A 23,928-nucleotide genomic window follows, 5' to 3' on the forward strand; every position below is an offset into this window, starting at 1 on the left:
GTTCAGGAGGTCTCGCCGTGGCAGTTCTTGAACTTCTTGCCACTGCCGCACGGGCACGGTGCGTTGCGCGGAGTCTTCGCGAACGCGTCCTTCACGACGGTCTGCTGCTTCGTCGACGCGGCAGCCGGCTGCGGACTCGCGCCGGCTCCACCTCCGGTCTCCGAGATGCTGAGATCGACGTCGTCCGACGAACTGGTCTGCAGGTTGCTGACGCCCGACTCGGCGGCATCGACGACGCCGTCCTGGTTCGCGTCGGCGGGGTCGGCGATGGCGGTGCGTCCGTCACTGGAGGTCGGCGTCCCGGCCTGGTTCTGGACGACCTGCACGTGCATGACGTACTTGACGAAGTCCTGGGCGATCCCGGTCATCATCGTTCCGAACATCTCGAAGCCCTCCCGCTGCCATTCGGTCAGCGGATCGATCTGGCCCATCGCGCGCAGGTTGATGCCGCCCTGCAGGTAGTCCATCTCCTCGAGGTGCTCGCGCCAGCGCTGGTCGATGATGCGGAGCATCACCTGGCGCTCCACCTGGCGCAGCACTTCCTCGCCGAGTTCGGTCTCGCGCGCCTCGTAGTGGGCGGTGGCGTTGGCCATGATCATGTCGTAGATCTCGTCGGTGTCGGCGCAGTCCCTGAGCTGTTCCTCGGTGCTGGAGCCGGGCCAGTACAGCGTGAGTTCCTTCGCGAGCCCGCCGAGGTCCCACTCGTCGTCGGCCGCCGAGGCGCAGTGCGTGGCGATCAGCGCATCGACGGCGTCGGCGAGGTACTCCATGGCGGCGGCCCGCAGGTCTTCGCCGTCGAGGATCTGGTCGCGGCGCTTGTAGATGATCTTGCGCTGCTCGTTCATCACCTCGTCGTACTTGAGGACGTTCTTGCGGATCTCGGCGTTCTTCGTCTCGACGGTGGTCTGCGCACGCTCGATGGCCTTGGTGACCATCTTCGCCTCGATCGCCTCGTCGTCGGGCAGCGCCCGACCCATGACGTAGTTCAGCGCGCCCGTGGCGAACAGGCGCATCAGGTCGTCCTCGAGGCTGAGGAAGAACCGGGACTCGCCCGGGTCGCCCTGGCGGCCCGAGCGACCGCGCAACTGGTTGTCGATGCGACGACTGTCGTGGCGCTCGGAGCCGACCACGTACAGCCCGCCCAGCTCACGGACCTTGTCGCCCTCGGCCTGGCAGAGACCGCGGTGGTGCTCGAGACGTTCCCTGTACAGCGCCTGCGCCTCCGTGCGCTTGGTCCGGTACTCCTCGGGCATCTGGTCGAGGGGCATCGCGAGCGCGAACTCCTCGGTCAGGTGCTCGTCCTCGTATCCGGTGCGCAGCACGTCCTTGCGGGCCAGGCCCTCCGGGTTGCCACCGAGCAGGATGTCGACGCCGCGACCCGCCATGTTCGTGGCGACCGTGACCGCACCGAGTCGACCCGCCTGTGTGACGATCTCGGCCTCGCGGGTGTGCTGCTTGGCGTTGAGGACCTCGCGCTTGATCCCGCGCTGTTCGAGCAGTCGCCCGAGCAGTTCCGACTTGCCCACGCTCGCCGTGCCGATCAGGATCGGCTGGCCCTTCTCGTGACGCTCCTCGATGTCGTCGATGATCGACTCGAACTTGGCGCTCTCGGTCTTGAAGATCAGGTCGGCGTCGTCGAGGCGAACCAACGGCCGGTTGGTGGGAATCGGCACCACGCCGAGGCCGTAGGTGTTCATCAGTTCCGCGGCCTCGGTGGCGGCGGTGCCGGTCATGCCCGCCAACTTCTCGTAGAGCCGGTAGTAGTTCTGCAGCGTGATCGTGGCGAGAGTCTGGTTCTCCTCCTTGATCTTCACGCCCTCCTTGGCCTCGACCGCCTGGTGGATGCCTTCGGACCAGCGGCGACCCTCGAGCACGCGACCGGTGAACTCGTCGACGATCTTCACCTCGCCGCCCTGGACGATGTAGTCCTTGTCGCGCTTGTAGATCTCCTTGGCCTTGAGCGCGACGCTGAACTGGTGCACCAGGTTGGCCTGCACGTTGTCGTAGAGGTTCTCGACCCCGAGAGCGGCCTCGACCTTCTCGATGCCCTGCTCCGTCGGGACGCAGACGCGCTTGTCCTCCTCGAACTCGTAGTCCTCGTCACGCTTGAGGGAGCGGACGATCGACGCGAAGCGGTAGTAGAGCTTGGCGGCGTCGGCGACACGGCCCGAGATGATCAACGGCGTGCGTGCCTCGTCGATGAGGATCGAGTCGACCTCGTCGACGATGCAGAAGTTGTGGCCCCGCTGTTGGACCTTGGCTTCCTTGCTCGGCGCCATGTTGTCGCGCAGGTAGTCGAAGCCGAGTTCGTTGTTCGTGCCGTAGGTGACGTCGGCGGCGTAGGCCGCCCGCTTCTGCGCCGGCGTGTCGCCCTTGCCGGGGAGGACGAGACCGACGTCCATTCCCATGAACCGGTAGATACGACCCATCAATTCGGACTGGTACTGCGCGAGGTAGTCGTTCACCGTGACCAGGTGGACACCCTTGCGTTCGAGCGCGTTGAGGTACACCGGTGCGGTGGAGGTGAGGGTCTTCCCCTCGCCGGTCTTCATCTCGGCGACCCAACCGAAGTGCAGCGCTGCGCCACCCATCATCTGGACGTCGAAGTGGCGTTGACCCAGCGTGCGGTCGGCGGCCTCGCGCATCACGGCGAACGCCTCGACGAGGAGGTCGTCGAGATCCTCGCCGTTGTCGAGACGCTGACGGAACTCGGCGGTCTTGGCTCGAAGACCCTCGTCGGAGAGCGCCTTGTAGTCGCCTTCGAGTGCGTTGATCTCGGGGACGATGCCGTGGAGCGCCTTCAATTTCTTGCCTTCACCGGCGCGGAGGATGCGATCGAGAATTCCCATGCGACCGATCATGCTATCGGCGCGACCGAAGCGGGACCGGGGCACGCACGAGTGCGACCGGTCGCATTCGTGGGCCGCGACGAGCGTCACGCGGCGTGCGACGCCCCCCGTCGACGGAACGCCAGGACGGTGGCCGAGCGCGAATCGGGGGTGGACGCCACGGTGGCGAGCCGCGTGACCGCCCCACGTTCCTCGAGGGCGGCCGCAGCCGACCGCAATGTCGATCCGGTCGTGACCACGTCGTCCACCACGAGGACCTGTGCGCCGTCGATGCCGGGGCGTGCGTCGAACCGGGGTGCGTCGTCGAGGCGCTCGGCTCGGCTGCGCCCGGTCTGGGACGGCGAGGCATCGCGCTCCAGCAGCCTGCGGCACGGAACCCCGAGTTGGCGCGCCACCGATCGGGCCAGCAATTCACCCTGGTCGAAGCCGCGCTCGCGCCGGCGCCGGGCGCTGGTGGGCGCCCACGTGACCACGTCGATGCCGTGGTGGGCGTGCTGTGCGACCAGGCGGTTGACGATCAGACCGGCCAGGTGGCGGCCCACCGCCCGGCGGTTGCGGTACTTCATCCCGAGCACGATGCTGCGCGCCCGACCGGTGAAGGGCACGGCCGCGATGACGCCGTGCGCCTGATCGCGGGGCGGTGGTCCGACCAGGGCGAATCGGCACGTGGTGCAGATGGCGGATCCCGGCTTGTCACATCCGGCGCAGCGCGTCTCGAAGATCATGAGACCATTCAAGTCAGGGGGTACTCCAGAGTTTCCGGAACCGCCGTCCGGGCGGCTCGAACGCGCCGACGCCTCGCGGGTGTCGTGTCGCCGGGGTGTCATCGCCACCACCAGCTTCGCCGGAAACCAATCCGGCACACCGGGTAGCACCCTTCTACCCTTCGCTCGTGGCCGATGCATCCCGACCTGCGTTCATTCCGAGGGATCGCCCCGGCGAACGGATCGGTCGCTGCATGTTCGGCCTCGTCCTCTTCGGCGTCGGCATCACGCTGCTGGTCCGCTCCGAACTGGGTGCCGCCCCGTGGGACGTGTTCCACACCGGCGTCGGTGAACTCACCGGCGTCTCCACGGGCTGGATCATCGTCATCACGGGCGTGCTGCTGTTGCTCCTGTGGATTCCGTTGCACGAGAGTCCGGGCCTCGGTACTATCCTCAACGCCGTCGTGATCGGCGTCGTGTTCGACATCGCGTCGCCGATCATCGGCGACCACGAACTCCTCGCGGCTCGCGTGCCGATGATGGCCGGCGGCATCGTCGTGGTGGCCGTCGGATCGGGCTTCTACATCGGTGCGGGGCTCGGGCCCGGTCCACGTGACGGACTGATGACCGGTCTGGCGAGACAGTCGATCGCCGGTCGGTCGATCTCGATTCGTGCCGGACGCACCTTCGTCGAACTGACGGTCCTGCTGGTCGGCGTCCTGTTGGGTGGCGCGATCGGGGTCGGCACGCTGGCCTTCATGTTCGGGATCGGCCCCCTGGTGCAGATCTTCCTGCCCCTCCTCACGATGGCGGGTGCCACTCCGACCCCGCAGATCCACGGCGCCACCCGCTGATCGTCGATCAGCACCCGCGTCACGGGCTGCTCCGTCCGCCCGGTACGGTCGGCCGACGTGATCGCCTGGGCACTGCTCGCCGCATTCGCTGCCGGCACCGACTGGATGGCCGTTCGCACCGGCCGGTCACGTGTCGAGGGCGTCGCGAAGCCTGCGGTGATGGTGGCACTGATCGGGCTCGCCGCCACCGCCGATCTGGAGCCCGCGAGCGTCCGGCCCTGGATCGTGGCCGCGTTGGTGTTCGGTCTCGTCGGCGACCTGGCGTTGCTCCCCCAGGTCGACCGCTTCATCGTCGGGTTGGGCTCGTTCCTCGTCGGCCACCTGGCCTACGTCGTGGCCTTCGGGCTGACGTGGGATCCGGGCCCCCTGCTGGCAGCGGGCGCTGCAGGTCTCGTCCTGCTCCTCGCGTGGTTCGGCCGGCCGATCGAACGATCGATCCGCGGATCGTCGTTGCGCGTTCCCGTGCTCGCCTACGTCGCCGTGACCTGCGTGGTGATCGTCGCCGGTTCCGGCACCGGTCGCTGGGTGATCGCCGCTGGTGCACTCGCCTTCGCACTGTCCGACGGACTGCTCGGGTCGGATCGTTTCGTGTCACCCCGGCCCGACCGTCGCGTCTGGATCCACGTCCTCTACCACGTGGGTCAAGCGGCGATCGTCACCGGTGTGCTCGCGGGCGCGCCGGGCTCCTGACCGAGTTCCCGCGGACGAGCCCGGGCCCACCGACCGGCCCGATGTGAGCCCTGGACCGCGACTTCGCAGTGGGGAGCTCACACCGAGCGGGCGTCGAACCGACCGGGCGGTGCCTTCGAAAGAACTCTGAAGCACCCCCTGCGTACAGTCGCCACCATGCCCGACAGCGCGATTGCCGCTGTGACGGAGCTCGCAGCCGATTCGCACAGCGTCATCACCAGATCCCAGGCCGCCGCACATCTCAGCAACGAGCGCATCGCGACGGCGATCCGCCAGGGTTGGCTCACCGAGCCGTATCCCGGCGTCATCTGCATCGCCGGTTCGGTACCTACGTTCGAGCATCGGCTCCGCGCCGCGACGGTCGCGATCAACGGTCATGCGTGTGCATCGCATCGATCTGCGGCCCGCCTCCACGGCCTCGACGGATGGTCGGACTGCGAGGTCGTCGAGGTCACGACCGACCGCCTGCACCGGTGGCAGTTCGACACGGGCGTCGTCTCGCACCACCTCACCCCGCTCGAACCGGTCGATCTCACCGAGATCGGCGGCATCGCCGTCACGACCCTCGCCCGAACGCTCGCCGACCTCGGCTCGGTCGTGAACGTCGACCAGCTGGCTCAGGCACTCACGTCGGCGCGACGGTCGGGATGCTCACTGCACTGGCTCCGACGCACGGCAGAACGACTCGACAGACCGGGGCAACCGGGCACGAGTCGACTGCTCCGCCTCCTCGATGCCATCCCGTTCGAAGGTCGCGTCCCTGGAAGTTGGTTCGAGGAACTGCTCGCACGGTGTCTCGACGATCCCCGGCTTCCGGCGCTCGTCCCTCAGTACGAGATCTGCACGCCGGTCGGCGAGTTCGTCGCACGTGTCGACTTCGCGATCCCCCATGTCAAGCTGGCGATCGAGGCCCACAGCAGACGACATCACTTCGGCCCGCTCGCCGAGGCCCGCGACGCCGACCGAGACCTGCGCGCGGCTGCGTGCGGATGGGAGATGCTCTACGTGGGGTGGCACGCGATGAAGCATCCCGCCGACGTGGTCTCGCTCATCGCCGATGTCGTCGCCGCCCGCTCTGGCGCACGGTGACACGCGTCCCTGTCCCGGGCTCGAGCCCGACGCCACTCCTCCACACCTGATCCGGGACCCGTGAGCCCACCACCGCGACATCGCGGTCCACAGCTCACACCTGCTGCAGCAGCAGCGCAGCAGGACGCCGAACCCCGTCGGCGAGTGTGAGCCCACCACCGCGACATCGCGGTCCACAGCTCACACCTGCTGCAGCAGGACGCCGCACCCCGTCGGCGAGTGTGAGCCCACGACCGCGACATCGCAGTCCACGGCTCACACTTGCCGGGTCGATATCCGCTCAGTAGCGGTAGTTCTCGGGCTTGAACGGGCCCGAGGGGTCGATGTCGAGGTACTCGGCCTGCTCGTCGGTGAGTTGCGTGAGCTTCACACCGAGGGCATCGAGGTGCAGACGGGCGACCTTCTCGTCGAGCGCCTTGGGCAGCACGTACACGTCGAGCGGGTAGCTGGCCGTGTTCTGGTACAGCTCGATCTGGGCGAGCACCTGGTTGGTGAACGAGCAGGACATCACGAAGCTCGGGTGGCCCGTGGCGCAACCGAGGTTCACGAGGCGACCCTCGGCGAGGATGATGATCTGCTTGCCGTCGTCGAACTTCCACACGTCGGTGCCCGGCTTGAGCTCGTCACGAGTCGCACCCGAACGCGAGAGCCCGTCCATGTCGATCTCGTTGTCGAAGTGGCCGATGTTGCACACGATCGCGTTGTGCTTCATCTGCTTCATCGAGTCGACCGAGATCAGTTTGAAGTTGCCCGACGCCGTGACGAAGATGTCGACGTCACCGATGCAGTCCTCGAGCGGCAGGACCTGCAGGCCCTCCATGGCGGCCTGCAGCGCATTGATCGGGTCGATCTCGGTGACGATGACGCGGGCGCCCTGGCCCTGCAGCGACTGCACGCAGCCCTTGCCCACGTCGCCGTAGCCGAGGACGAGAGCGGTCTTGCCGCCGATCATCACGTCGGTCGCCCGCGAGATCGAGTCGACGAGGCTGTGGCGACAGCCGTAGAGGTTGTCGAACTTCGACTTGGTGACCGAGTCGTTGACGTTGATGGCCGGGAAGATCAGCTCGCCGTTCTCCATCATCTTGTACAGACGGTGGACACCGGTGGTGGTCTCCTCGGTGACACCCTTGATGTTGGCGGCCATGCGGGTCCACTTGCCCGGGTCGGACTTGAGGGTGCGGTTGAGCAGGCCGAGCACGATCGCGAACTCGGCGCTCGATGCCTCGGTGGGGTCCGGGACCTCGCCGGCCTTCTCGAACTCGACGCCCTTGTGCAGCAGCATCGTGGCGTCGCCGCCGTCGTCGAGGATCATGTTCGGTCCGTCGTACTTGGTGCCGTCGGCGGCGTCGGGCCAGGTCATCATCTGGTCGGTGCAGAACCAGTACTCCTCGAGCGTCTCGCCCTTCCAGGCGTAGACCGGGACGCCGTCGGGGTTCTCGACGGTGCCGTGGGGCCCGACGACGACCGCAGCTGCGGCGTGGTCCTGGGTCGAGAAGATGTTGCAGCTGGCCCAGCGCACTTCGGCGCCGAGGGCGGTCAGCGTCTCGATCAGCACGGCGGTCTGGATCGTCATGTGCAGCGACCCGGAGATGCGCGCGCCGGCGAGCGGCTTGGACTCTCCGTACTCCTTGCGCAGGGCCATCAGGCCCGGCATCTCGTGTTCGGCGAGGAGCATCTCCTTGCGACCGAACGGGGCCATCGACAGATCGGCGACGCGCCAGTCCTTGCGGTCGGCGAAAGTGATGTCAGACATGGTGAAACCTCCGGTGGTTCGTTTTGTGGTCGAACGAGGCCGGGGCCAACAGACCCGATTCACGACAGCCAAGTGAAGGCGCCAGGATACGCGCGAAAAACGAAAAGGTCCGGCTCGGATGAGCCGGACCTTCTCGAGAGACTCGTGACACCGCCAGGGCCTGGCAGCGACGGTGGGCGCACCCACCCTGGAGCGTGTACGGGGTGGCCTCTACTTCAGGATGACTGCGTAGACGTCGAGGAAGTAGTGGGTCCGACCGTCGGCGTTGAAGGTCGAGACCATGTTGTCGTCGCCGTCCTTGTCGCCGTACGTGACGACCGAGGAGTTCGCCACGGCGCCACCTTCGGTGAAGTTCAGGTTCGAGTTGCCGGGGGCGCCGGCAGGGAACTCACCGGGCGTGGCCGGGTTCATCGTGAGGAAGCTCCTCACCGGGACGGTGGCGTAGAGCCGCTCGAGTGCCACGGCAGTGAGGTTGCCGAACAGTCCGGCCTGCTCGCCGATGGCGGCACCGTTGAGCTGGACCGATCCGGCGAAGTCGTCGAAGCTCCAGTCCTCCCAGGACGAGAAGCCGAGCTTGGCGCTTCCGAACTCGGGTTCACGGGTGTCGAACGAGCGGAACGGGGCTTCGAGCGGGACGATGCGGCCGGTGCGGCTGGTCTCGTCCGCACCCGTCTCCAGGTAGGCGACGACGTCGAGCGCCACGTTGATCCGACCGCCACGGTTGTAGAGCCAGATGCTCCCGGCGTCGTTGATCGGCACGATCGCGAGGTTGGCCTTGGTGACGCCCGACGGGTAGTTGCCGTTGGAACTGGGCGCCTCGGCGAGACTCGACGACACCTGCTCGGGGGTGAGGGTGAGATACGTGCCGGTGTTGCCGGACGGGTTGTTGATGCCGGTCAGGTTGACCACCACGGCGGTGACGTCGGGGTCGGTCGGAACGCCCGCCCGCCCACGCACCGGGATCTCGACGGACTGCTTCGCACCGAGGGTCGCGCCGATCTCACGCGAGTCGTAGAGACGCTGCGGCGTCACGGTGACCATGCGGGCGCCGTCGACCAGCGGAGCATCGTCGGTTCCCTCGAACCCGGACGTGGCGACGAAGCCGAACACGTCGACGATCACGCGGCTCGAGCCTGCGCTCTCCGTCGACAGGTCGATCTTGATCTCGCCCTGCGCACCGACGCCGATGATCCCGAAGTTCGGGACGGTGTGACCGGCGTACTGGAAGTTGATCAACGAGGTGGGATCGCCACCGCCGACGTAGTCCGACGGGCTGACCGAGGCGAAACCGTTGCCGGCGGCGCCGGCGATGGTGACGTTCACGGCGACGGCGAGCACGCCGTCGGCGGGAACACCACTCGGCGCACCGTCGATGCCGTTGACCCCGACCACCGGTACGACGACCTCACCGTTGGCGTCGACGCCACGCTGGTCGAAGATGCGGGTCGGTGTGACGGGGAAGTACTCCCCACCGGCGCAGAGGCTCTCGGCGGCGCACGTCGCAGGCGCAGCGGACACGTTCGAGACGGTGGGAACCACACCGACCGCGGTCAGACCGAGGAGGAGCGCAGCGCCCCGTCGAAAGACTGTTGTGGAGATCATCGTGTCCAATCGTAACTCGTTCGTCATATTTCGGGCGGGCGCGCGAGACAATTCTGCACGTCGCCGCATCGTGCGACGTGCCTGTGTTCCTCCATCGGCCCGTCCGACCGTAAACTTGATTGTCGATATCGTCAAGTGCCCGCGTCGAAGGTGGGCGCGATCGCACCGGCTTCGACGAGACCCATGAGGCGCTCGTGTTCCTCGGCGTCGACGGTCGTCGCCTCGTCGATCAGCATCACCGGGATGCCGTCCTGCACGGCGTACGTGCGGAACAGGCGCGGGTTGTAGAGGACGCCTTCGTCCTCGAGGTTGTAGAGCGGGCCCTTGTCCTCGGGGCAGGCGAGGATGGCGAGCAGGTCGGGCGAGAGCGGCATGGTGACGTCCTGGTGGTGGAAAGGCGGGTGGTGGAAAGGCTGGTGGTGGAGAGGCTGGTGGTGGCGTGGTGGTGGATCGCCGTCAGCTCGTGATCAGCGCGAGCAGCTCGGCGACGTGATCATCGCACGCATCGCGCGTCGGCGCTTCGAGATTGAGGCGGAGCAGCGGCTCGGTGTTCGACGGACGAAGGTTGAACCACCAGTCGCCGCAGTCGACGGTGAGCCCGTCGAGGTCGTCCTGCGGACGATCGGCGAACTCGCCGCTGACCTGGTCGATCACGGCGAGCGCGTCGTGGACCTGGGTGTTGATCTCGCCGCTCGAGCAGTACCGCTCGAAGGGTGCGCGCAGTTCCGACAGTGGCGTACCCGAGCGGCCGACCTCGGCCATCACCATCAGCGAGGCGATCAGCCCGCTGTCGGCGTTGAAGTTCCGGGCGAAGTAGTAGTGCGCGGAGTGCTCGCCGCCGAACAGGGCTCCGGTCTCGGCCATGACCTGCTTGATGTAGGAGTGGCCCACGCGCGTCCGCACGGGGACCCCGCCGTGCTCGACGACCACCTCGGGAACCGAGCGCGAACAGATCAGGTTGTGCAGCACGGTCGCACCGGGGTGCTGGCGCAGCGTCGCCGCAGCCAGGATCGCCGTGGTGGTCGAACCGCTGAGCCCGTTGCCCGTCTCGTCGACGACGAAGACGCGGTCGGCGTCACCGTCGAATGCGAGTCCGAGGTCGAAGCCTCCGGCGACGACGCGCGCGCGCAGGTCACGCTGGTTGGCCGGCTGGAGCGGGTCGGCGGGATGATTCGGGAACGTGCCGTCCAACTCGGGGTACATGATCTCGAAGTCGACGCCGTCGAGTCGTTCGAGCACGGCCGGCACCACGAGGCCGCCCATGCCGTTCGCCGTGTCGGCGACGACCCTCATCGGGCCGATCTCCGAGAGGTCGACGAACGTGAGCACGTGCTCGACGAATGCGTCGAGCATGGAGTCCTCGGTGCGCTCACCCTGCCGTTGGCTGCGTGCCGGTTCGTCCCCGTCGAGGACCGACTGCGCGACGGACTGCACCTCGGCCAGGCCCGAGTCGGCACCGACCGGTCGGGCACCGTCGAGGCACAGCTTGATGCCGTTGTACCCGGCCGGGTTGTGCGACGCGGTGAACATGGCGCCCGGGATCCCCAACGTGCCCGACGCGAAGTACATCAGGTCGGTGGATGCCAATCCGATGTCGACGACGTCGACACCGTGCTGGTTCAGCCCGCGGGTGAAGGCCTCGACGAGCGACGGGCCCGACGGGCGCATGTCACGTGCGATCACGACTCGATCCGCACCGGATGCAGTGACGAAGTTGGCGAAACCCACCCCGAGGGCGTGGACGACAGTGGCGTTGACCTCGTCGTGCACGGTTCCGCGGATGTCGTAGGCCTTGACGATCTGGTTGAGGACTGACATGACGGGGCGTGACGTTATCGGTCGATGATGTTGGCACGGTGACGACGAAGCGACAGCCCGGTGCGATTCACCTGACCGTATCGGTCCCGTCGTCACCGAACGACGCGAACCCGTCGTCGATCGACGAGAGCTGGATCGGCGTCGGATCGATCGGGTCGACGACCCGGTCGTGGTCGTCGGTGATCGGTGCGGCGCGATCGCCGGAGAGGACCGGATCGTCGGTTCCGACGTCCGCCGAGTCGACCTCGGGATCGTCACCGACCGGATCGGCGACGTCGTTCGGTCCGTGGGCCCCCGGGTCCGGTGGGCTCCATGGCTCGTCGTGCCCCGACGGCGGGAGGGTTGCGTCGACTGTCCCGACTGCGCCGACTGCGCCGGCATGGGCGAACGAGGGCACCGTGTCGGCGTGCACGACGTCACCGCGGCGTCGCCACAGGAAACACAGTCCGATGCCCAGCGCCGTCATCAGGTAGAAGAACCAGTCGAGACCGACACGGGCGTCGTAGGTCATCTCGACGTCGGTCTGGGTCGGAACGACGATCATCTGGTTCGGCCCGGCACGGTAGGGACCCTCGGCACCCGACACCGTCCAGTTCGGGAAGTAACTGACCTTGACCAGGACCGGCACCCCGATCTGGTCGACGCTGAAGCTCAGCGACTGCTGGCGGATGTCGACGTCGGTGACCGACACGTCGGGCAGTCGGGTCGGAACGAGCCCGCCTTCGGGGGCCACGTAGTCGACCTTGCGGAGTTGGTCGTCGAACGGTTCGATCCTCTGGTCCTGGACGAGCGTGGCAGTGACCCGTTGCCATTCCTCGGGCCCCTCGTCGACGGGCATCGCCGGCCAGGTCTCGCGGTTCTGGAACCAACTCGTGCCGAGTTCGAGGTTGCGCTCGCGGTCGTCGCCGGGCTTGTACCAGTCGTCGTCGGGTGACGGGTCGACCACGACGGGAGCCACGTCGAGAGCCTCGACGATGTTCGAGTTCTGGACCTCGTAGACCTCCCACGTCCCGGACACCGCGACGAACTCGAGCTCGTCGTTGATCGCGGCGTCGGCCTTGGCGGCGTCGGTGCGCACCATCAGGTATCGCACGCCGAGATCCTGCATGTGGCGCACGCCCACCTCGTCGTCGTTGTTGACGTAGCGCAACTGACGGACCGGATTCGACGCACTCTCCGACACCGCAGCCGCGGTGAGGAAGTGGTAGTTCGTGGACGCAGTGGCCTCGAAGAACAGCCCTTCCATCGATCCGATGCACCCGTCGGTCCAGTGAGGCAGGAGCATCAGCGACATCGTCGTGCCGTACTCGCTGTTCGCACTGTTGTTCTCCCACAGGGCGCGACCGCACCCTCGGTCCTCACCGAGGCCGTCCATCGTCTGGACGAGGTCGTAGTAGGCGGGGTACGACGGGCGTCCCTCGTAGCCCTGCCAGTTGTAGCGGGTCCACCCGTCGGCCACCGCTCGACCCGAGGTCGCGCTCTTGCGCAGCGGCCCCCATGCGTAGACGGGTGCTTCCCCCTCGGTCTCGACGACCCTGCCGTCGAAGGGCAGCACCTCGTACATCCAGCCGAAGACCAACAGGATCGACACGCCGACAGCGGCGTACGCGCCGGTGCTCTCACCGAGGGTCCGTTCACGCGACGCCAGCCTCTCGCGACCCATGCCGATCAACCAACGGACCAGCTCGTAGCCCCCGACGACCATCAGGAGGTAGCGCGTGAGGTACACGAACGGCAACAGACGCGGGTTCCAGAGGAGCCCGATCACGGGGAGGCTGTCACGTGTGATGAACACACCGACCGAGAAGAGCAGGCAGATCAAACCCACGGCCACGCCGGTGAGTTGCCGCCTCGCCACGAAGGCGACGAAGCCGACCAGTGCGAGTCCGGTGACGAGGAAGTCGAGCGCCGTCGTGAGTGGGAAGAACATGTCCCAGAACGAGTCGTTCGCACCGCTCGGCCGGAAGCCGTACTTCATGTCGGTCATGAACTCGTGGCCGAAGAGGAACGGGCCGACCCACCACGCCGACAGCAGCACCGTGGTGAGGCCGGTCGTGACGGCGAAGACCATTCGGGTCCGGTCGATCCAGACCAGGCACAGGACGATTGCTGCGACACCGACGAAGATCAGGACGATCCCGTGCGACACGGCTGCGAGGGACAACACGACGGCTGCCGACACGCGGTGCTTGCCGGTTCGCAACCCGTGAGCGAGGAGGCCGAGGCCGAGGACGGCGAGCGTCAGGGCGATGGAGAACGAGTACTCGCCCGCCATGGTGGACTTGACGTTGCCCCCGTAGATCTCGAAGCTCTCGTCGAGCAGGAAGCACAACCCGCCGAAGGCGAAGAGTTCCGGGATCGGGTGGCGGAAGGCCGCGAGCCGACCGAACGCCCAGCACGCAGCGGGGAAGGTGACCAGACCCGACATGGCGACGAGCTTGAAGGCGACGCCGTACGAGACGAAGGGGATCGAGTCGAGCGCGACGATCGCGAGCGCCGGGATCACCATGTAGAAGCGGTAGAGCGGGAGACCGCCGTACCAGTCCATGCTCCACCCGGAGAGTTGGCCGTTGGCGAGGAAGTGGTCACGCAGGAACGCGGGGGCCCACACGTGAGCCCCCATGTCCCCGCCGGTCGGCGTGGTCTGGTCGAGGATCAGGTCGCTGTCGCCTGCGAAGGGCAGTGGCGTGAAGTGCACGACGCGCGTGATGATCCACGTGGTGATGATCAGTGACGACGCGGTGACGATCAACTTGATCGTGCGCTCCGTCGACCACGGTGCGTTCCACCACGCCCTCGGTCGTTGCACGATGCGGGCGCCGATGCGTTCGGCCGGCGAGCGGCCGCGACCGGCGTCGTCGCCATGGGCCATGGGGTCCGCTCCCGACGGCACCACTCGGTCGTCGGCGCCGTCGAGACGTCCGGGAGTGAGGTCGTCGTCGCCGTCGACCCGGTTCTTCGCCTCGGCCGCGCCGGGGACGTCGCGCTCGGCGCGATGGTCGTCGGTCAGCACGTCACTGCGCCCCTCGGCGTCTCGAACATCGTCACTCATCGTCGGCGCCCATCACAGATCGACCATTCTGACAAATCGGCAGGCGAGAACCCCGTCACTTCGTCAGAGTTCATCGGTGGGTGACGTCGACGTCAGAGGGCGAGTGCGAGACCGGCGAGGTTGAACCCGACGTGTGCCGCGACCGCCAGGCCGACGCGGCCGGTGCGCCACGCGCAGACTCCGAACACGAGTCCGGCGACGAAGAGCCCGGGGTACTCGACCGGCCGGAAGTGGATCAGTGCGAACACGGCGGCGACACCGACGATGACGGCCGGTGTGGGGTACCGGCGCAGCAGCGGCCGTTGCAGGAGTCCGCGGTACACGATCTCCTCGACGATCGGAGCGCCGAACGCCACCAGCACGAAGAGCAGCGGCAGCAGGATGCCGTCGGCCCGGTCCACGAGGTCCTTGGCCGTGTCGGTCAGCGCCTCGTCGTCGAAGGTCGCCGGCCACGCCGCACGCAACGGCACGTACACGAGCGGCACCACCGCGACCTGCGCGACGATCCCGATGGGGATCCCGACGAGATCGATCGGGCGTGCGGTGATGCCGAGATCCGAGGCGACATCGCCCGACCCGTTCGTGCGGGACGTCAGCGTGACACCGACGAGAAACGTGATCCACCCCGCGAGCAGTGAGGCCGCGAGCACCGGGATCGGGACCGTGTCGTCGGGGTCGACGAATGCGACGAGGGGCAGGGAGGAGGCGACGGACGCGCAGAGCCAGGTCCCGACGAAGCCGATCAGGCCGGCCCGAGCCGGAATCGGGCAGTCCGCGTCGCTCGCAGTGGCGGACACCCGCTCGGTCGTCACGCCGGCGACGCTACCGCTGGCCGTGACACGCCCGCAGCTCTGCCGACGGATCCGTCGTGGTCAGACGGCGACGAGGGGGCTGCGGTGGGCGCTGCGACGGTCGTCGAGATGCCACCCGCGTGGCACGGACAGACGTTCCGCGTGCCGGTCGCACATGTCGTAGTCGTGCGGATTGCGCTCGGGTGCGAGGCGGTCGATCCACACCTGCGAGCGGCGGTAGTCGTAGGTGAGCGTGACGCCTGCGGGATCGGAACACCCGGTCCGCGAACACTGGCGACTCGCGATCCGCGGCCGCTCGATCTGCGTGGAGCTGTCGGGTGCGGGCCAGGAGCCCCGGCGATCCAGCAGGATTCCTCCGGGGCCGGAGTGGTCGGCATGGGAGTGCTCGGTCGCCGGACGCATCAGTTCGGCCGTCACATCGGCGGGAAACGTCGTGGCGGTGTCGGCGATCTGGCGTGCGATGCGGTCGAACAGACTCGATTCGCCACTGATCGGATGGTTCGTGTGGTCGGACCCAACTCCCATGTGCGTCACGGTAAACGAACGTCCGCGCGACCTGGTGGATACCCGCCGCCGCCCGAGACCGCGGCAGCGCGGGGAGGACGTCGTCCGGTGTGATCGCGCGGCGTGATCCGTGGGCCGGCGGGCGTCGCCGGGACGTCGGGCGCGAAGGAGGTCAACCGTCGTGGTCGGCGCCTTGTTCCCGGCGCGGACGTGGCGATTCGCACATCCGATCGGACCGGTACGACCGGGCGGGCCCGGTGTTGCGTCGTATCATGTGTCGATGAGCAATCTGCCTCCTCCCCCACCACCTCCCCCTCCGGGAGCGGGCCGGGGCCCGAAGCGACCCGGCAAGCTCGAACGTCCGGCACCCAAGAACAAGTTCACGCCTCAGGGCGGCCCCGACAACGGTGGCGACGGTGAGACGAAGCCCGGCTTCCCGAAGTGGGGCTGGTACATCATCGGACTCGTCGCTCTCGGCGCGCTGCTGCTTCCCAGCCTGTGGCCGAGCAACGACGGCGCCGATCTCTCGTACTCGGAGTTCATCGCCCAGGTCGAGGCGGGCAACGTCGAGGGCGAGGTCCTCGTCGAGAAGGGTTCCGGCAAGATCACCGGTGAGCTGACCAACGGCGAGTCCTTCAACACCACGGGTGGTGGCGAGGCGGGGTTGTTCGAAGGCGATCAGACCTTCCTGCGTGACAACGGCGTCGACGTGAAGTACAAGGCACCGAGCAGCAACTTCCTGCTCAACCTGCTCGGCTTCATGCTCCCGATCTTCCTGATCATCGGCTTCCTGGTGTGGATGCAGCGACGTGCGTCGGGCCAGATGGGCGGAGTCATGTCGATCGGCAAGAGCAAGGCCAAGGCCTACACGACCGACAAGCCGTCGACCACGTTCGACGACATCGCCGGGTACGAGGGGGTCAAGCAGGAGATCAGCGAGGTGGTCGACTTCCTGCGCTACCCCGACCGGTTCAAGGAGATCGGCGCTCGCGTGCCCAAGGGCATGCTGCTCGTCGGCCCGCCCGGCACCGGCAAGACCCTGTTCGCCCGTGCGGTGGCGGGTGAGGCCGGCGTCGGCTTCCTCTCGGTCACCGGTTCGGACTTCATGGAGATGTTCGTCGGCGTCGGCGCCTCGCGTGTTCGCGACCTGTTCCAGCAGGCCCGCCGCATGGGCCGTGCGATCATCTTCATCGACGAGATCGACTCGATCGGCCGCAAGCGTGGAGCCGGTCTCGGCGGTGGTCACGACGAGCGTGAGCAGACGCTCAACCAGATGCTCGCCGAGATGGACGGGTTCGAGACCTCGGAGGGCATCGTCATCATGGCGGCGACCAACCGACCCGACATCCTCGACCCGGCCCTGCTGCGTCCGGGCCGCTTCGACCGCCAGATCGTGGTCCCGCTCCCCGAGGCCACCGAGCGCAGGGCGATCCTGATGGTGCACAGCCGCGACAAGCAGATGGGCCCCGACGTCGACATGGACACGATGGCTCAGGCCACCGTCGGCATGTCCGGTGCCGACCTCGCCAACCTCGTCAACGAGGCGGCGCTCGTCGCCGTGCGACGCGGCTCCAAGCAGATCGAACGCATCGACTTCGAGAACGCCCGTGACCGCGTGGTGCTCGGAGCATCACGTGAGTCGGTGATCATGAGCGCCGAGGAGAAGCGGGCCACCGCGTACCACGAGGGCGGCCATGCGTTGCTCGCCACGGTGCTCCCCAACGGCGACCCGCTCCACAAGGTCACGATCCTGCCCCGCGGCATGGCGCTCGGCGTCACCTGGTCACTCCCCCAGGAGCGACACACCTACTCACGCGAGTACTTCGAGGACACGATCTGCAAGGCGATGGGCGGCCGTGTGGCCGAGATCGTCGTGTTCGGTCACCTCAACTCGGGTGCCGCCAACGACCTCGAGCAGGCCACCGGCATCGCACGTCGCATGGTCCGCGAGTGGGGCATGTCCGACCGGGTCGGTCCTCAGGCGTGGAGCGGTCAGCAGGCGACGTTCCTCGGCGACGACCTCATGTCGTCGGGTCGCGAGTACTCCGAGGACACGGCGAAGCTGCTCGACGAGGAGATCTCGAGTCTCCTCACCTTCCAGGAGCGTCGTGCGAAGGACGTCCTCACGCGACATCGTCGGGGTCTGGAGCTGATCGCCGAAGCGCTCCTCGAGCACGAGACGATCGACGGACCCACCGTCGCCCGTCTGATCCAGCAGGGCATGATCGAGTCCGGCGAACAGGCCGACACCCTCGAGGACATCATCCTCAAGTAGTCGCACTCCCGACGTCGACTCCGGTGGGCCCGGTCGCTTCCGAGCGGCCGGGCCCACGGCCGTTTTCGTGCCCGTTCGCAGCTCGACGGGCCCGACGGTGGAGCACGCCCCGGACCCTGCGTCGTTCCCCCGGACCTGCGAACGGGCGTCAGTGAGCGTGGTCCGCGCAGGAGTCGGGGGTGCTCCCGGGCTCGCGGGCTTCGGCGACCGCGGCCCAGAGATCGGTGGCGGTCATCGGACCGAGGAAGCTGTGGCGGGTGACGCCGATCGCGTCGACGATCAACAGCGTCGGCACCGCGTCGATCCGGTAGCGCTCGTGCAGGTCACGCCGCTGCGTGAACTCGAGGGTCTGCACGGCGACGTCGTCGCTCTCCAGTACGGCGGCCTTGCCCGCCACCTGCGCGCACATGTCGCACGTCTGCGACGTGAACACGGCGACCAGCCACGGCGCATCAGGACGGGCGAAGTCCGAGCGGTCGAGCTGCTCGGGCACGTGGTACCGACGCTGGGTGGGTGCGTCGGGGACACGACGGCGCTGGACGACGTACGCGACTCCGGCCGCGACGACGACGATGACGAGAGCGATCAGCACACGGGCCACCTCGACAGGATAACGACCGGGCCCCGGACCGGACCGGGCAGGACCGCGCAGGGAACGGGCCGGGCCGAGCAGAACCGAGCAGGCAGGGACCGCGGTCGGACGCGTCGTGTCGTCACCCGGTGGAACGGTCGTCGGGCCCCGGGGTCGCCCCGAACGGTGGAGGATCGGTCGTCAGACGGACTGAGGCAGGAGCCAGGAGCCGGATCGCCCGGGCAGGTCGTTGCCCCGTGGGAGTGATCGTTCCACGAACACGCGACTGGTCGACACCACGACGAGCTCGCGTCCGAGAACGTCGGGGTCGGTCAGGTCGATCGTGATGATCGACCCGCTCGCCAGCGGGACGTCGGTCAACGACGGGACGGCGGAGGGGCCGTCGGGCCCGATCACGGACACGGTCACCGTGGCCTCGATCTGGTCGATGTTGTAGACGACGAGGGCGTCCTCGGTCGGTTCGGTGGGTCCGATGCCCATGTGCCAGGTGTTCGGCACGAACCCGTCGGGGCGTGGCGGCGCACCGAGCACCACCGACGTGGAGATCGATCCGTCCGCCGGGCGGGTCAGGACCCGCTCGACCACGATCGACGGTTGCGCCAACGTGGAGAACACCGTTGCATGTCGCCCCTCGGGCAACTCCGTCGACGCCGGCTGCAGATCGACGATCCCGTCGTCTTCCCCGTCGTCGCCGACGTCGCTCGTGCCGTCACCGGGCACGGAGGCCTCTGGTTCGACGACGTCGCCGCCGCCCCGATCGGCTGCGGGGTCGAAGATCACGGCGCGCAGAGGAGGGACCACGATGGGGTTGTCGAGTTCGTTCACCGCCGAGGACGCGAGGGGGAGGCCGCCGAAGAACACCGTCACCTCCACCTCCTCGTCGGTCGGGTTGTAGATCGAGTACGTCTCGGTCACCCCGTCGGTCCGCTCGCCGTCGGCGAACCACCACTGGTCACGCAGTTCGGGCGCCGCCAACGAGACGTCGAAACCGAAGCGTCCGCCACCGCGGTACTCCTGGGCGCGGGCGACGACGAGTCGACCCGCCGTGGCCTCGACCGCCACGGAGATGATCGGCTCGTCGCGTGCGCCGAGATCCGCGATCCGGATCGTGCGGACCGAACGCGGTGGCACCGTGAACCCGCCGAACTGCCCCGGTTGGGCTTCGCGCTCCTCGGTCGAGAACCGGAGGCTGGCCACGACCGGTTCGTCGAACGGGTTCGTGAGGATCAGCGTCTCGATGCTCTCCTCCAGCGTGTAGCCGTCGGCGACGTACCAGTTGGCCGATGTGTCGTTCGAGCAGGCGGCGACGGAGTTGCCGAGCGGGTGGATCGCCCGCTGCTCGACCAGTCCACCGCCGCCCTCGATCTCGACCACCACGCTCGCGAATGGGGCCGAGGTCAGCGACGTGACGTCGATCGTGCGCTGGGCCCACGAGCCGACCGAGAAGCTCTCGTCGGCCACCACACCTTCCTCGGTGAGCACCAGGTACCTGCCGACGATCTGCTGTGCGTCGCGGTTCGAGACGACGATCTCGCCGCCCGCACCATCACCGCTCGTGGGAACGCCCGGGCAGAACCAGCTTCCCGTGAGCGCGCCCGAAGTACCGACCGCAGGCATCCACGTGCCACCCGTCGACGCGAAGAACGGGGTCTCGGGCTCGGGTGTGTTCCTGCCGACGATGACGAGACCGATCAGCCCGACGAGCACCAGCACCAGTGCCGGGATGGCTCGACGACTCATGACGACTCCTCCTCGGGGTCGGCCGACTCCCCGTCGGAGTCAGCGTCGACCCGGTCCGCGTCGACCGGGTACCGGTCGACAGCGATCGGATCGACCGCGATCGGGTCGGCCACCTCGTCGATCAGTTCGTCGACCCACGGGAGTTCGTCGATCGGATCCCGATCGGGCCCGCCGTCGACGGTGGGACCGTGCCGGTCCGACTCCGGCTCCGCGAACTCCGGTGGGCCGTCGGGATCGACGGCGGCGAGTCGTGCGACCTGCCCGGTCATGTCGAGCCCCGGGTCGAACGTGGGCGACACCCGCACCGTGTCGGGACCCTCCTCACCCAGCATGATCAGTGTCTCGTCGGTGACGAGCGGACCACGTCGGCGAGCGAGGGGGATGCTCACCCTGGTCGCCCCGAAGAGCACCAGCGTCCACAGCAGGAACTGCACGACCAGAGCACCGGTCCGCGAACCCGGCGTCGAGTACGACAGCGTGGCCGTTCCCGCCTGTTCGACGTCGAACGCCGTGGTCACCCCGAACGCACGGCGCGGCGTGATCTGCGTGCCGTCCACTTCGAGGCGCCAGTTCGGGTCGAACGGCACGGCGACGTGCACCGTTCCCGCCGGAATCGCTGCAGAGGAGGACGACCGGGCGTCGGTCCCCGAGAAGGCGGCGACCGCTGACGACAGGTCGGCACGCACGAGCGCCTCGTTGCCGGCACTGAGGCTCGCCTCGGCGGTGGCGCCGCTGAGCAGCGAGTACGTGGGGAGCCACGACGTGTTCTCGAAGTATTCGACGGTCGGGATGCTCTGGCTCGACACGATGTCCAGTTGCTCGTCGATCGCGTCGACGAGGCCCGTCGGCAGTGCCAACGGCTCGTCGGTGGTGGACACGACGTCGTCGAACTCGGGAACGATCACGTACCGGATTCCCAACGGTGCGAGCAGTCGACCCGCACGTTGGGTCGAGCCGGATGCGATCTGGTCGAGCGCGTCGACGACGGCGGCCTCTCCCGCTGCGGGAGCGCTCCATCGGGCGGGCAGTTCCAGACCGTCGTCGTCGATCACCGCGAACGAGATGCCGTCGCGGTACTCGGTGGACGGCACCGGAAGGAGTCGGGCGTCGCCGACGAGCAACACGTGGTAGTCCCCGTCGCCGTCGGCGGGCACGTCGGGGAGTTGGGCATCGATCAGGCGTGACAGCGGCGTCGACGGGGCGTTCCAGTCGCCCGACGTGATTCCCACGACGCCGGGGAACACGCCGACCGCGATGGCGATGCTCGACGCGATGCCGAGCGGCTGACGCCACCCGAAGGAACCACCGCGCACGTCGAGGTCGAAGGCGGCCAGCGCCGCCGCTGCCGAGATGGCCAGCCCCGCAGCCACCGGGACCAGCAGTACGCCGGCCTGTGGCGCGGAGAAGGGAAGTGCGCCGCGGTCGCCGAGGACGGCGAGGAAACCGAAGCCGACGACGATCACGCCGGACCGCACCGCCCAGGTGAGACGCCACGCCCGTGCGAGCAGGATCGCACCGACGACCGGGAGGTACAGGGCGAGGGTGAGCGAGGCGAAGTCGATCGGACCGATCTCGAACGAAGCGAGTTCGCGGAGGCCCCGGCCGGGATCACCGATCGGACTCGGGCCGACGATGCGATCCCATGACCACGTGGACACCCACGGGATGTTCAACAGCAGCGCCACCAGGACCCCGGCACCCGTGACCAGCACGTAGTGCAGCGCCGTCCTCCACGGTGCGAGAGCGAGCAGCGTCCCGACCGCCAGCAGCACGCCGAGCACGACGGCGAGCGCGACGACGACCGGCACGAAGGCCGCTCCCAGCGCGACGACGATGGCGAACTGCATCGTGCGACGCAGTCGCTCGGGCCAGGACAGTTCGACCAGACCGTCGGCCATGTCCGAGCGCGCCGCCTGCGGATCGGCCATCTCGACACCCACGGCACGCCGGAGCGTGTGCAGGATCCACGGCACGGCCGCGAACGCCACCAACACGTCGAGGGAACCGATCGCGTAGGCCGCGCCGACCAGCGGAGACGCTGCGTACACCACCAGTGCCGCGATGCGCGCCCGCGTGGAGGGGAACACGGTCGCCAGCTTCCACAGGCCGATCAGGCCGACCACCACGATCCCGATCAGGAACACGGTCTGGAGCAATCCCATCCGGAAGAGCGTGGTGAACGACAACACGGAGAGGATGGCGAGGCCGGTCGGATTCGCCTCGGTCGCTCCCAGCCCGTGCGGGTTCCACCCCGACGTGTACGCGGCGAGCAGATCGCGCGGACTGTCGGGGAACCGCAGGAACTCCCCGACCGGCGGCACACCGCCGGCCAGAGCGCTCCGGCTGCCGAGCAGGAGCAGCGACAGCACGACGATCCATGCGATCACGGGCGCCGTGGTGCTCTCTCGCCACCGCCGCACGCTGGTGGTGCTGCCCACGTAGGTGGTGGTCTCGCGAGAACGCAGGAACGAGTTGAGCTGTGCGCTGCCGCGTTGCTGGAGACCGAGCACCTCGCGTTCGGGCACCTGCCGGATGGACGAGACCGCCCGGCGACGAGCCACGATCGACGGGAGCCTGGGGATCAGCCCGAGCAGCGAGCGGAGCGCTGCGACGCCCTGGCGGAAGCGACCCGTGAACAGCCCGACCACGAGGCTCGCCACCGTGAGCACGACGAGTTCCAGGACTCGGCCGGGCAGACGTGCGAGTCCGGTCATCGTCGCGACCGTGCGCAGACGGTGGCGAGCGGCGATCCGGGTGTGGTTCAGATCGGGTCGACGGGCGACCAGGTCGGATCGGTGCCTGGCGCGAGCGCTGGGTGCGACGACGACCCGTGCGCCACTGTGGTGCACCCGCCAGCAGAACTCGATGTCCTCGCCGTGCAGCTCGATCGCGGCGTCGAACCCGTCGAGCTCGCGGAAGAGGTCGGCTCGCACGAGCATCATCGCCGACGGGATGACGAACACGTCGCGGACTCCGTCGTGCTGCTCCTGGTCGACCTCCCCCGGTTCGATCGCCTGGTCGACCTCGCCGAAGCGGTCGAGACTCAGCCCGACGCTCTCGAGCACGCCGGGGTCGTCCCACTGGACGAGTTTGGGTCCGACCACCCCGGCGTTCGAGCGGTACAACTCCTCGACGAGGAGTCGCACGGCATCGCGGTCGGGCGCGATGTCGTCGTGACAGAAAAGGAAGAAGCCGTTCTGTCCTTCCACGAGACGCAGGACCTCGTTGGCAGCTCCACCGAAACCGACGTTCGCTCCCAGATCACGGACGAAGGCGTTCGGGAGGCGCCGCTCGATGACCGTCTCGACGGCATCGACGCCGTCGCTTGCAGCGCCCGCACCCGAGCCACCGAGAACCCCCGACGGGGTGGACCGTGAGGGCCCGGTGAGGAGGAACAGGAACCGCAGATTGGGGTAGTCCTGGTCCGCGAGCGCGTCGAGCGTCTCCTCGAACCAGTCACCCGGTTCGTGGACGACGACGACGGCCACGACGGGCGGTGCGTTCTGAGTCTCCGGTTCCACGACCTGGCGAGGCTAGCGCTGCGATCTCCGCCGAACGGGTCACTGCCACGGCCGTGGCAGGCGTCACCGGCCC

Annotated in this window: 16 protein-coding genes; 4 read left to right on the forward strand and 12 right to left on the reverse strand. The window is 68.0% G+C overall.

The window, feature by feature from the left end:
- Nucleotides 1-2: 2 nt before the first annotated feature.
- A complete protein-coding gene (secA, locus tag ABJK40_RS21050) occupies nt 3-2,849 on the reverse strand; it encodes a preprotein translocase subunit SecA (protein ID WP_348481019.1) in 2,847 nt (948 codons plus the stop codon).
- 86 nt (nt 2,850-2,935) lie between these two features.
- A complete protein-coding gene (locus tag ABJK40_RS21055) occupies nt 2,936-3,574 on the reverse strand; it encodes a phosphoribosyltransferase family protein (RefSeq protein ID WP_348481018.1) in 639 nt (212 codons plus the stop codon).
- Nucleotides 3,575-3,741: 167 nt separating this feature from the next.
- On the opposite strand from ABJK40_RS21055, the gene ABJK40_RS21060 reads away from it, so the two are divergent.
- The 3 genes from ABJK40_RS21060 to ABJK40_RS21070 all read left to right on the forward strand — a co-directional run bounded on the left by ABJK40_RS21060 (nt 3,742) and on the right by ABJK40_RS21070 (nt 6,186).
- On the forward strand, nt 3,742-4,407 hold the full coding sequence (locus ABJK40_RS21060) for a hypothetical protein (RefSeq protein ID WP_348481017.1): 666 nt from the start codon (nt 3,742-3,744) through the stop codon (nt 4,405-4,407).
- A 57-nt stretch (nt 4,408-4,464) separates the two neighbouring features.
- Nucleotides 4,465-5,097 carry a lysoplasmalogenase gene (locus tag ABJK40_RS21065; RefSeq protein WP_348481016.1) on the forward strand — a complete coding sequence of 211 codons (633 nt, stop codon included), beginning with the start codon at nt 4,465-4,467 and terminating at the stop codon, nt 5,095-5,097.
- A gap of 156 nt (nt 5,098-5,253) precedes the next feature.
- On the forward strand, nt 5,254-6,186 hold the full coding sequence (locus ABJK40_RS21070) for a hypothetical protein (RefSeq protein ID WP_348481015.1): 933 nt from the start codon (nt 5,254-5,256) through the stop codon (nt 6,184-6,186).
- A gap of 280 nt (nt 6,187-6,466) precedes the next feature.
- Here ABJK40_RS21070 and ahcY read toward each other — a convergent pair whose 3' ends face one another.
- From ahcY to ABJK40_RS21105, 7 genes are all read right to left on the reverse strand, one after another.
- Nucleotides 6,467-7,939 (reverse strand): adenosylhomocysteinase, encoded by a 1,473-nt coding sequence (ahcY, locus tag ABJK40_RS21075; RefSeq protein ID WP_348510392.1) that lies wholly within the window; start codon nt 7,937-7,939, stop codon nt 6,467-6,469.
- Between the two features lie 210 nt (nt 7,940-8,149).
- Entirely contained in the window at nt 8,150-9,541 is a 1,392-nt protein-coding gene (locus ABJK40_RS21080) for a hypothetical protein (protein ID WP_348478235.1), read from the reverse strand.
- 131 nt (nt 9,542-9,672) lie between these two features.
- Entirely contained in the window at nt 9,673-9,915 is a 243-nt protein-coding gene (locus ABJK40_RS21085; protein ID WP_348478236.1) for a Trm112 family protein, read from the reverse strand.
- Between the two features lie 82 nt (nt 9,916-9,997).
- A complete protein-coding gene (gene manB / locus ABJK40_RS21090; protein WP_348478237.1) occupies nt 9,998-11,359 on the reverse strand; it encodes a phosphomannomutase/phosphoglucomutase in 1,362 nt (453 codons plus the stop codon).
- 67 nt (nt 11,360-11,426) lie between these two features.
- Nucleotides 11,427-14,411, reverse strand: a complete 2,985-nt coding sequence (locus ABJK40_RS21095; RefSeq protein ID WP_348478238.1) for a 6-pyruvoyl-tetrahydropterin synthase-related protein — start codon at nt 14,409-14,411, stop codon at nt 11,427-11,429.
- A gap of 92 nt (nt 14,412-14,503) precedes the next feature.
- The gene (locus ABJK40_RS21100) at nt 14,504-15,223 is read right to left on the reverse strand and encodes a CPBP family intramembrane glutamic endopeptidase (protein ID WP_348478239.1); all 720 of its coding nucleotides are present in this window, start codon (nt 15,221-15,223) and stop codon (nt 14,504-14,506) included.
- A 60-nt stretch (nt 15,224-15,283) separates the two neighbouring features.
- On the reverse strand, nt 15,284-15,748 hold the full coding sequence (locus ABJK40_RS21105) for a DUF3499 family protein (protein WP_348478240.1): 465 nt from the start codon (nt 15,746-15,748) through the stop codon (nt 15,284-15,286).
- A gap of 259 nt (nt 15,749-16,007) precedes the next feature.
- On the opposite strand from ABJK40_RS21105, the gene ftsH reads away from it, so the two are divergent.
- On the forward strand, nt 16,008-18,002 hold the full coding sequence (ftsH, locus tag ABJK40_RS21110) for an ATP-dependent zinc metalloprotease FtsH (RefSeq protein ID WP_348478241.1): 1,995 nt from the start codon (nt 16,008-16,010) through the stop codon (nt 18,000-18,002).
- Between the two features lie 148 nt (nt 18,003-18,150).
- On the opposite strand, the gene ABJK40_RS21115 is transcribed toward ftsH, so the two are convergent.
- The 3 genes from ABJK40_RS21115 to ABJK40_RS21125 form a co-directional block, all read right to left on the reverse strand.
- Nucleotides 18,151-18,603 carry a thioredoxin domain-containing protein gene (locus ABJK40_RS21115; RefSeq protein WP_348478243.1) on the reverse strand — a complete coding sequence of 151 codons (453 nt, stop codon included), beginning with the start codon at nt 18,601-18,603 and terminating at the stop codon, nt 18,151-18,153.
- 171 nt (nt 18,604-18,774) lie between these two features.
- Nucleotides 18,775-20,334 carry a DUF5719 family protein gene (locus tag ABJK40_RS21120; protein WP_348478244.1) on the reverse strand — a complete coding sequence of 520 codons (1,560 nt, stop codon included), beginning with the start codon at nt 20,332-20,334 and terminating at the stop codon, nt 18,775-18,777.
- On the reverse strand, nt 20,331-23,855 hold the full coding sequence (locus tag ABJK40_RS21125) for a glycosyltransferase (RefSeq protein ID WP_348478245.1): 3,525 nt from the start codon (nt 23,853-23,855) through the stop codon (nt 20,331-20,333). The genes ABJK40_RS21120 and ABJK40_RS21125 overlap by 4 nt, the downstream gene beginning before the upstream one ends.
- Nucleotides 23,856-23,928 lie beyond the last annotated feature (73 nt).

It is taken from the genome of Ilumatobacter sp., assembly GCF_039969435.1.
Taxonomy (GTDB): domain Bacteria; phylum Actinomycetota; class Acidimicrobiia; order Acidimicrobiales; family Ilumatobacteraceae; genus Ilumatobacter_A.

What these genes read in the sequence shown, in the direction of transcription:
- ABJK40_RS21080 (WP_348478235.1), bottom strand. Translation starts at nt 9,541, where the DNA reads ATGATCTCCACAACAGTCTTTCGACGGGGCGCTGCGCTCCTCCTCGGT.
- manB (WP_348478237.1), bottom strand. Translation starts at nt 11,359, where the DNA reads ATGTCAGTCCTCAACCAGATCGTCAAGGCCTACGACATCCGCGGAACC.
- ABJK40_RS21095 (WP_348478238.1), bottom strand. Translation starts at nt 14,411, where the DNA reads ATGAGTGACGATGTTCGAGACGCCGAGGGGCGCAGTGACGTGCTGACC.
- ftsH (WP_348478241.1), top strand. Translation starts at nt 16,008, where the DNA reads ATGAGCAATCTGCCTCCTCCCCCACCACCTCCCCCTCCGGGAGCGGGC.
- ABJK40_RS21070 (WP_348481015.1), top strand. Translation starts at nt 5,254, where the DNA reads ATGCCCGACAGCGCGATTGCCGCTGTGACGGAGCTCGCAGCCGATTCG.
- ABJK40_RS21120 (WP_348478244.1), bottom strand. Translation starts at nt 20,334, where the DNA reads ATGAGTCGTCGAGCCATCCCGGCACTGGTGCTGGTGCTCGTCGGGCTG.
- ABJK40_RS21085 (WP_348478236.1), bottom strand. Translation starts at nt 9,915, where the DNA reads ATGCCGCTCTCGCCCGACCTGCTCGCCATCCTCGCCTGCCCCGAGGAC.
- ABJK40_RS21055 (WP_348481018.1), bottom strand. Translation starts at nt 3,574, where the DNA reads ATGATCTTCGAGACGCGCTGCGCCGGATGTGACAAGCCGGGATCCGCC.
- ahcY (WP_348510392.1), bottom strand. Translation starts at nt 7,939, where the DNA reads ATGTCTGACATCACTTTCGCCGACCGCAAGGACTGGCGCGTCGCCGAT.
- secA (WP_348481019.1), bottom strand. Translation starts at nt 2,849, where the DNA reads ATGGGAATTCTCGATCGCATCCTCCGCGCCGGTGAAGGCAAGAAATTG.
- ABJK40_RS21105 (WP_348478240.1), bottom strand. Translation starts at nt 15,748, where the DNA reads ATGGGAGTTGGGTCCGACCACACGAACCATCCGATCAGTGGCGAATCG.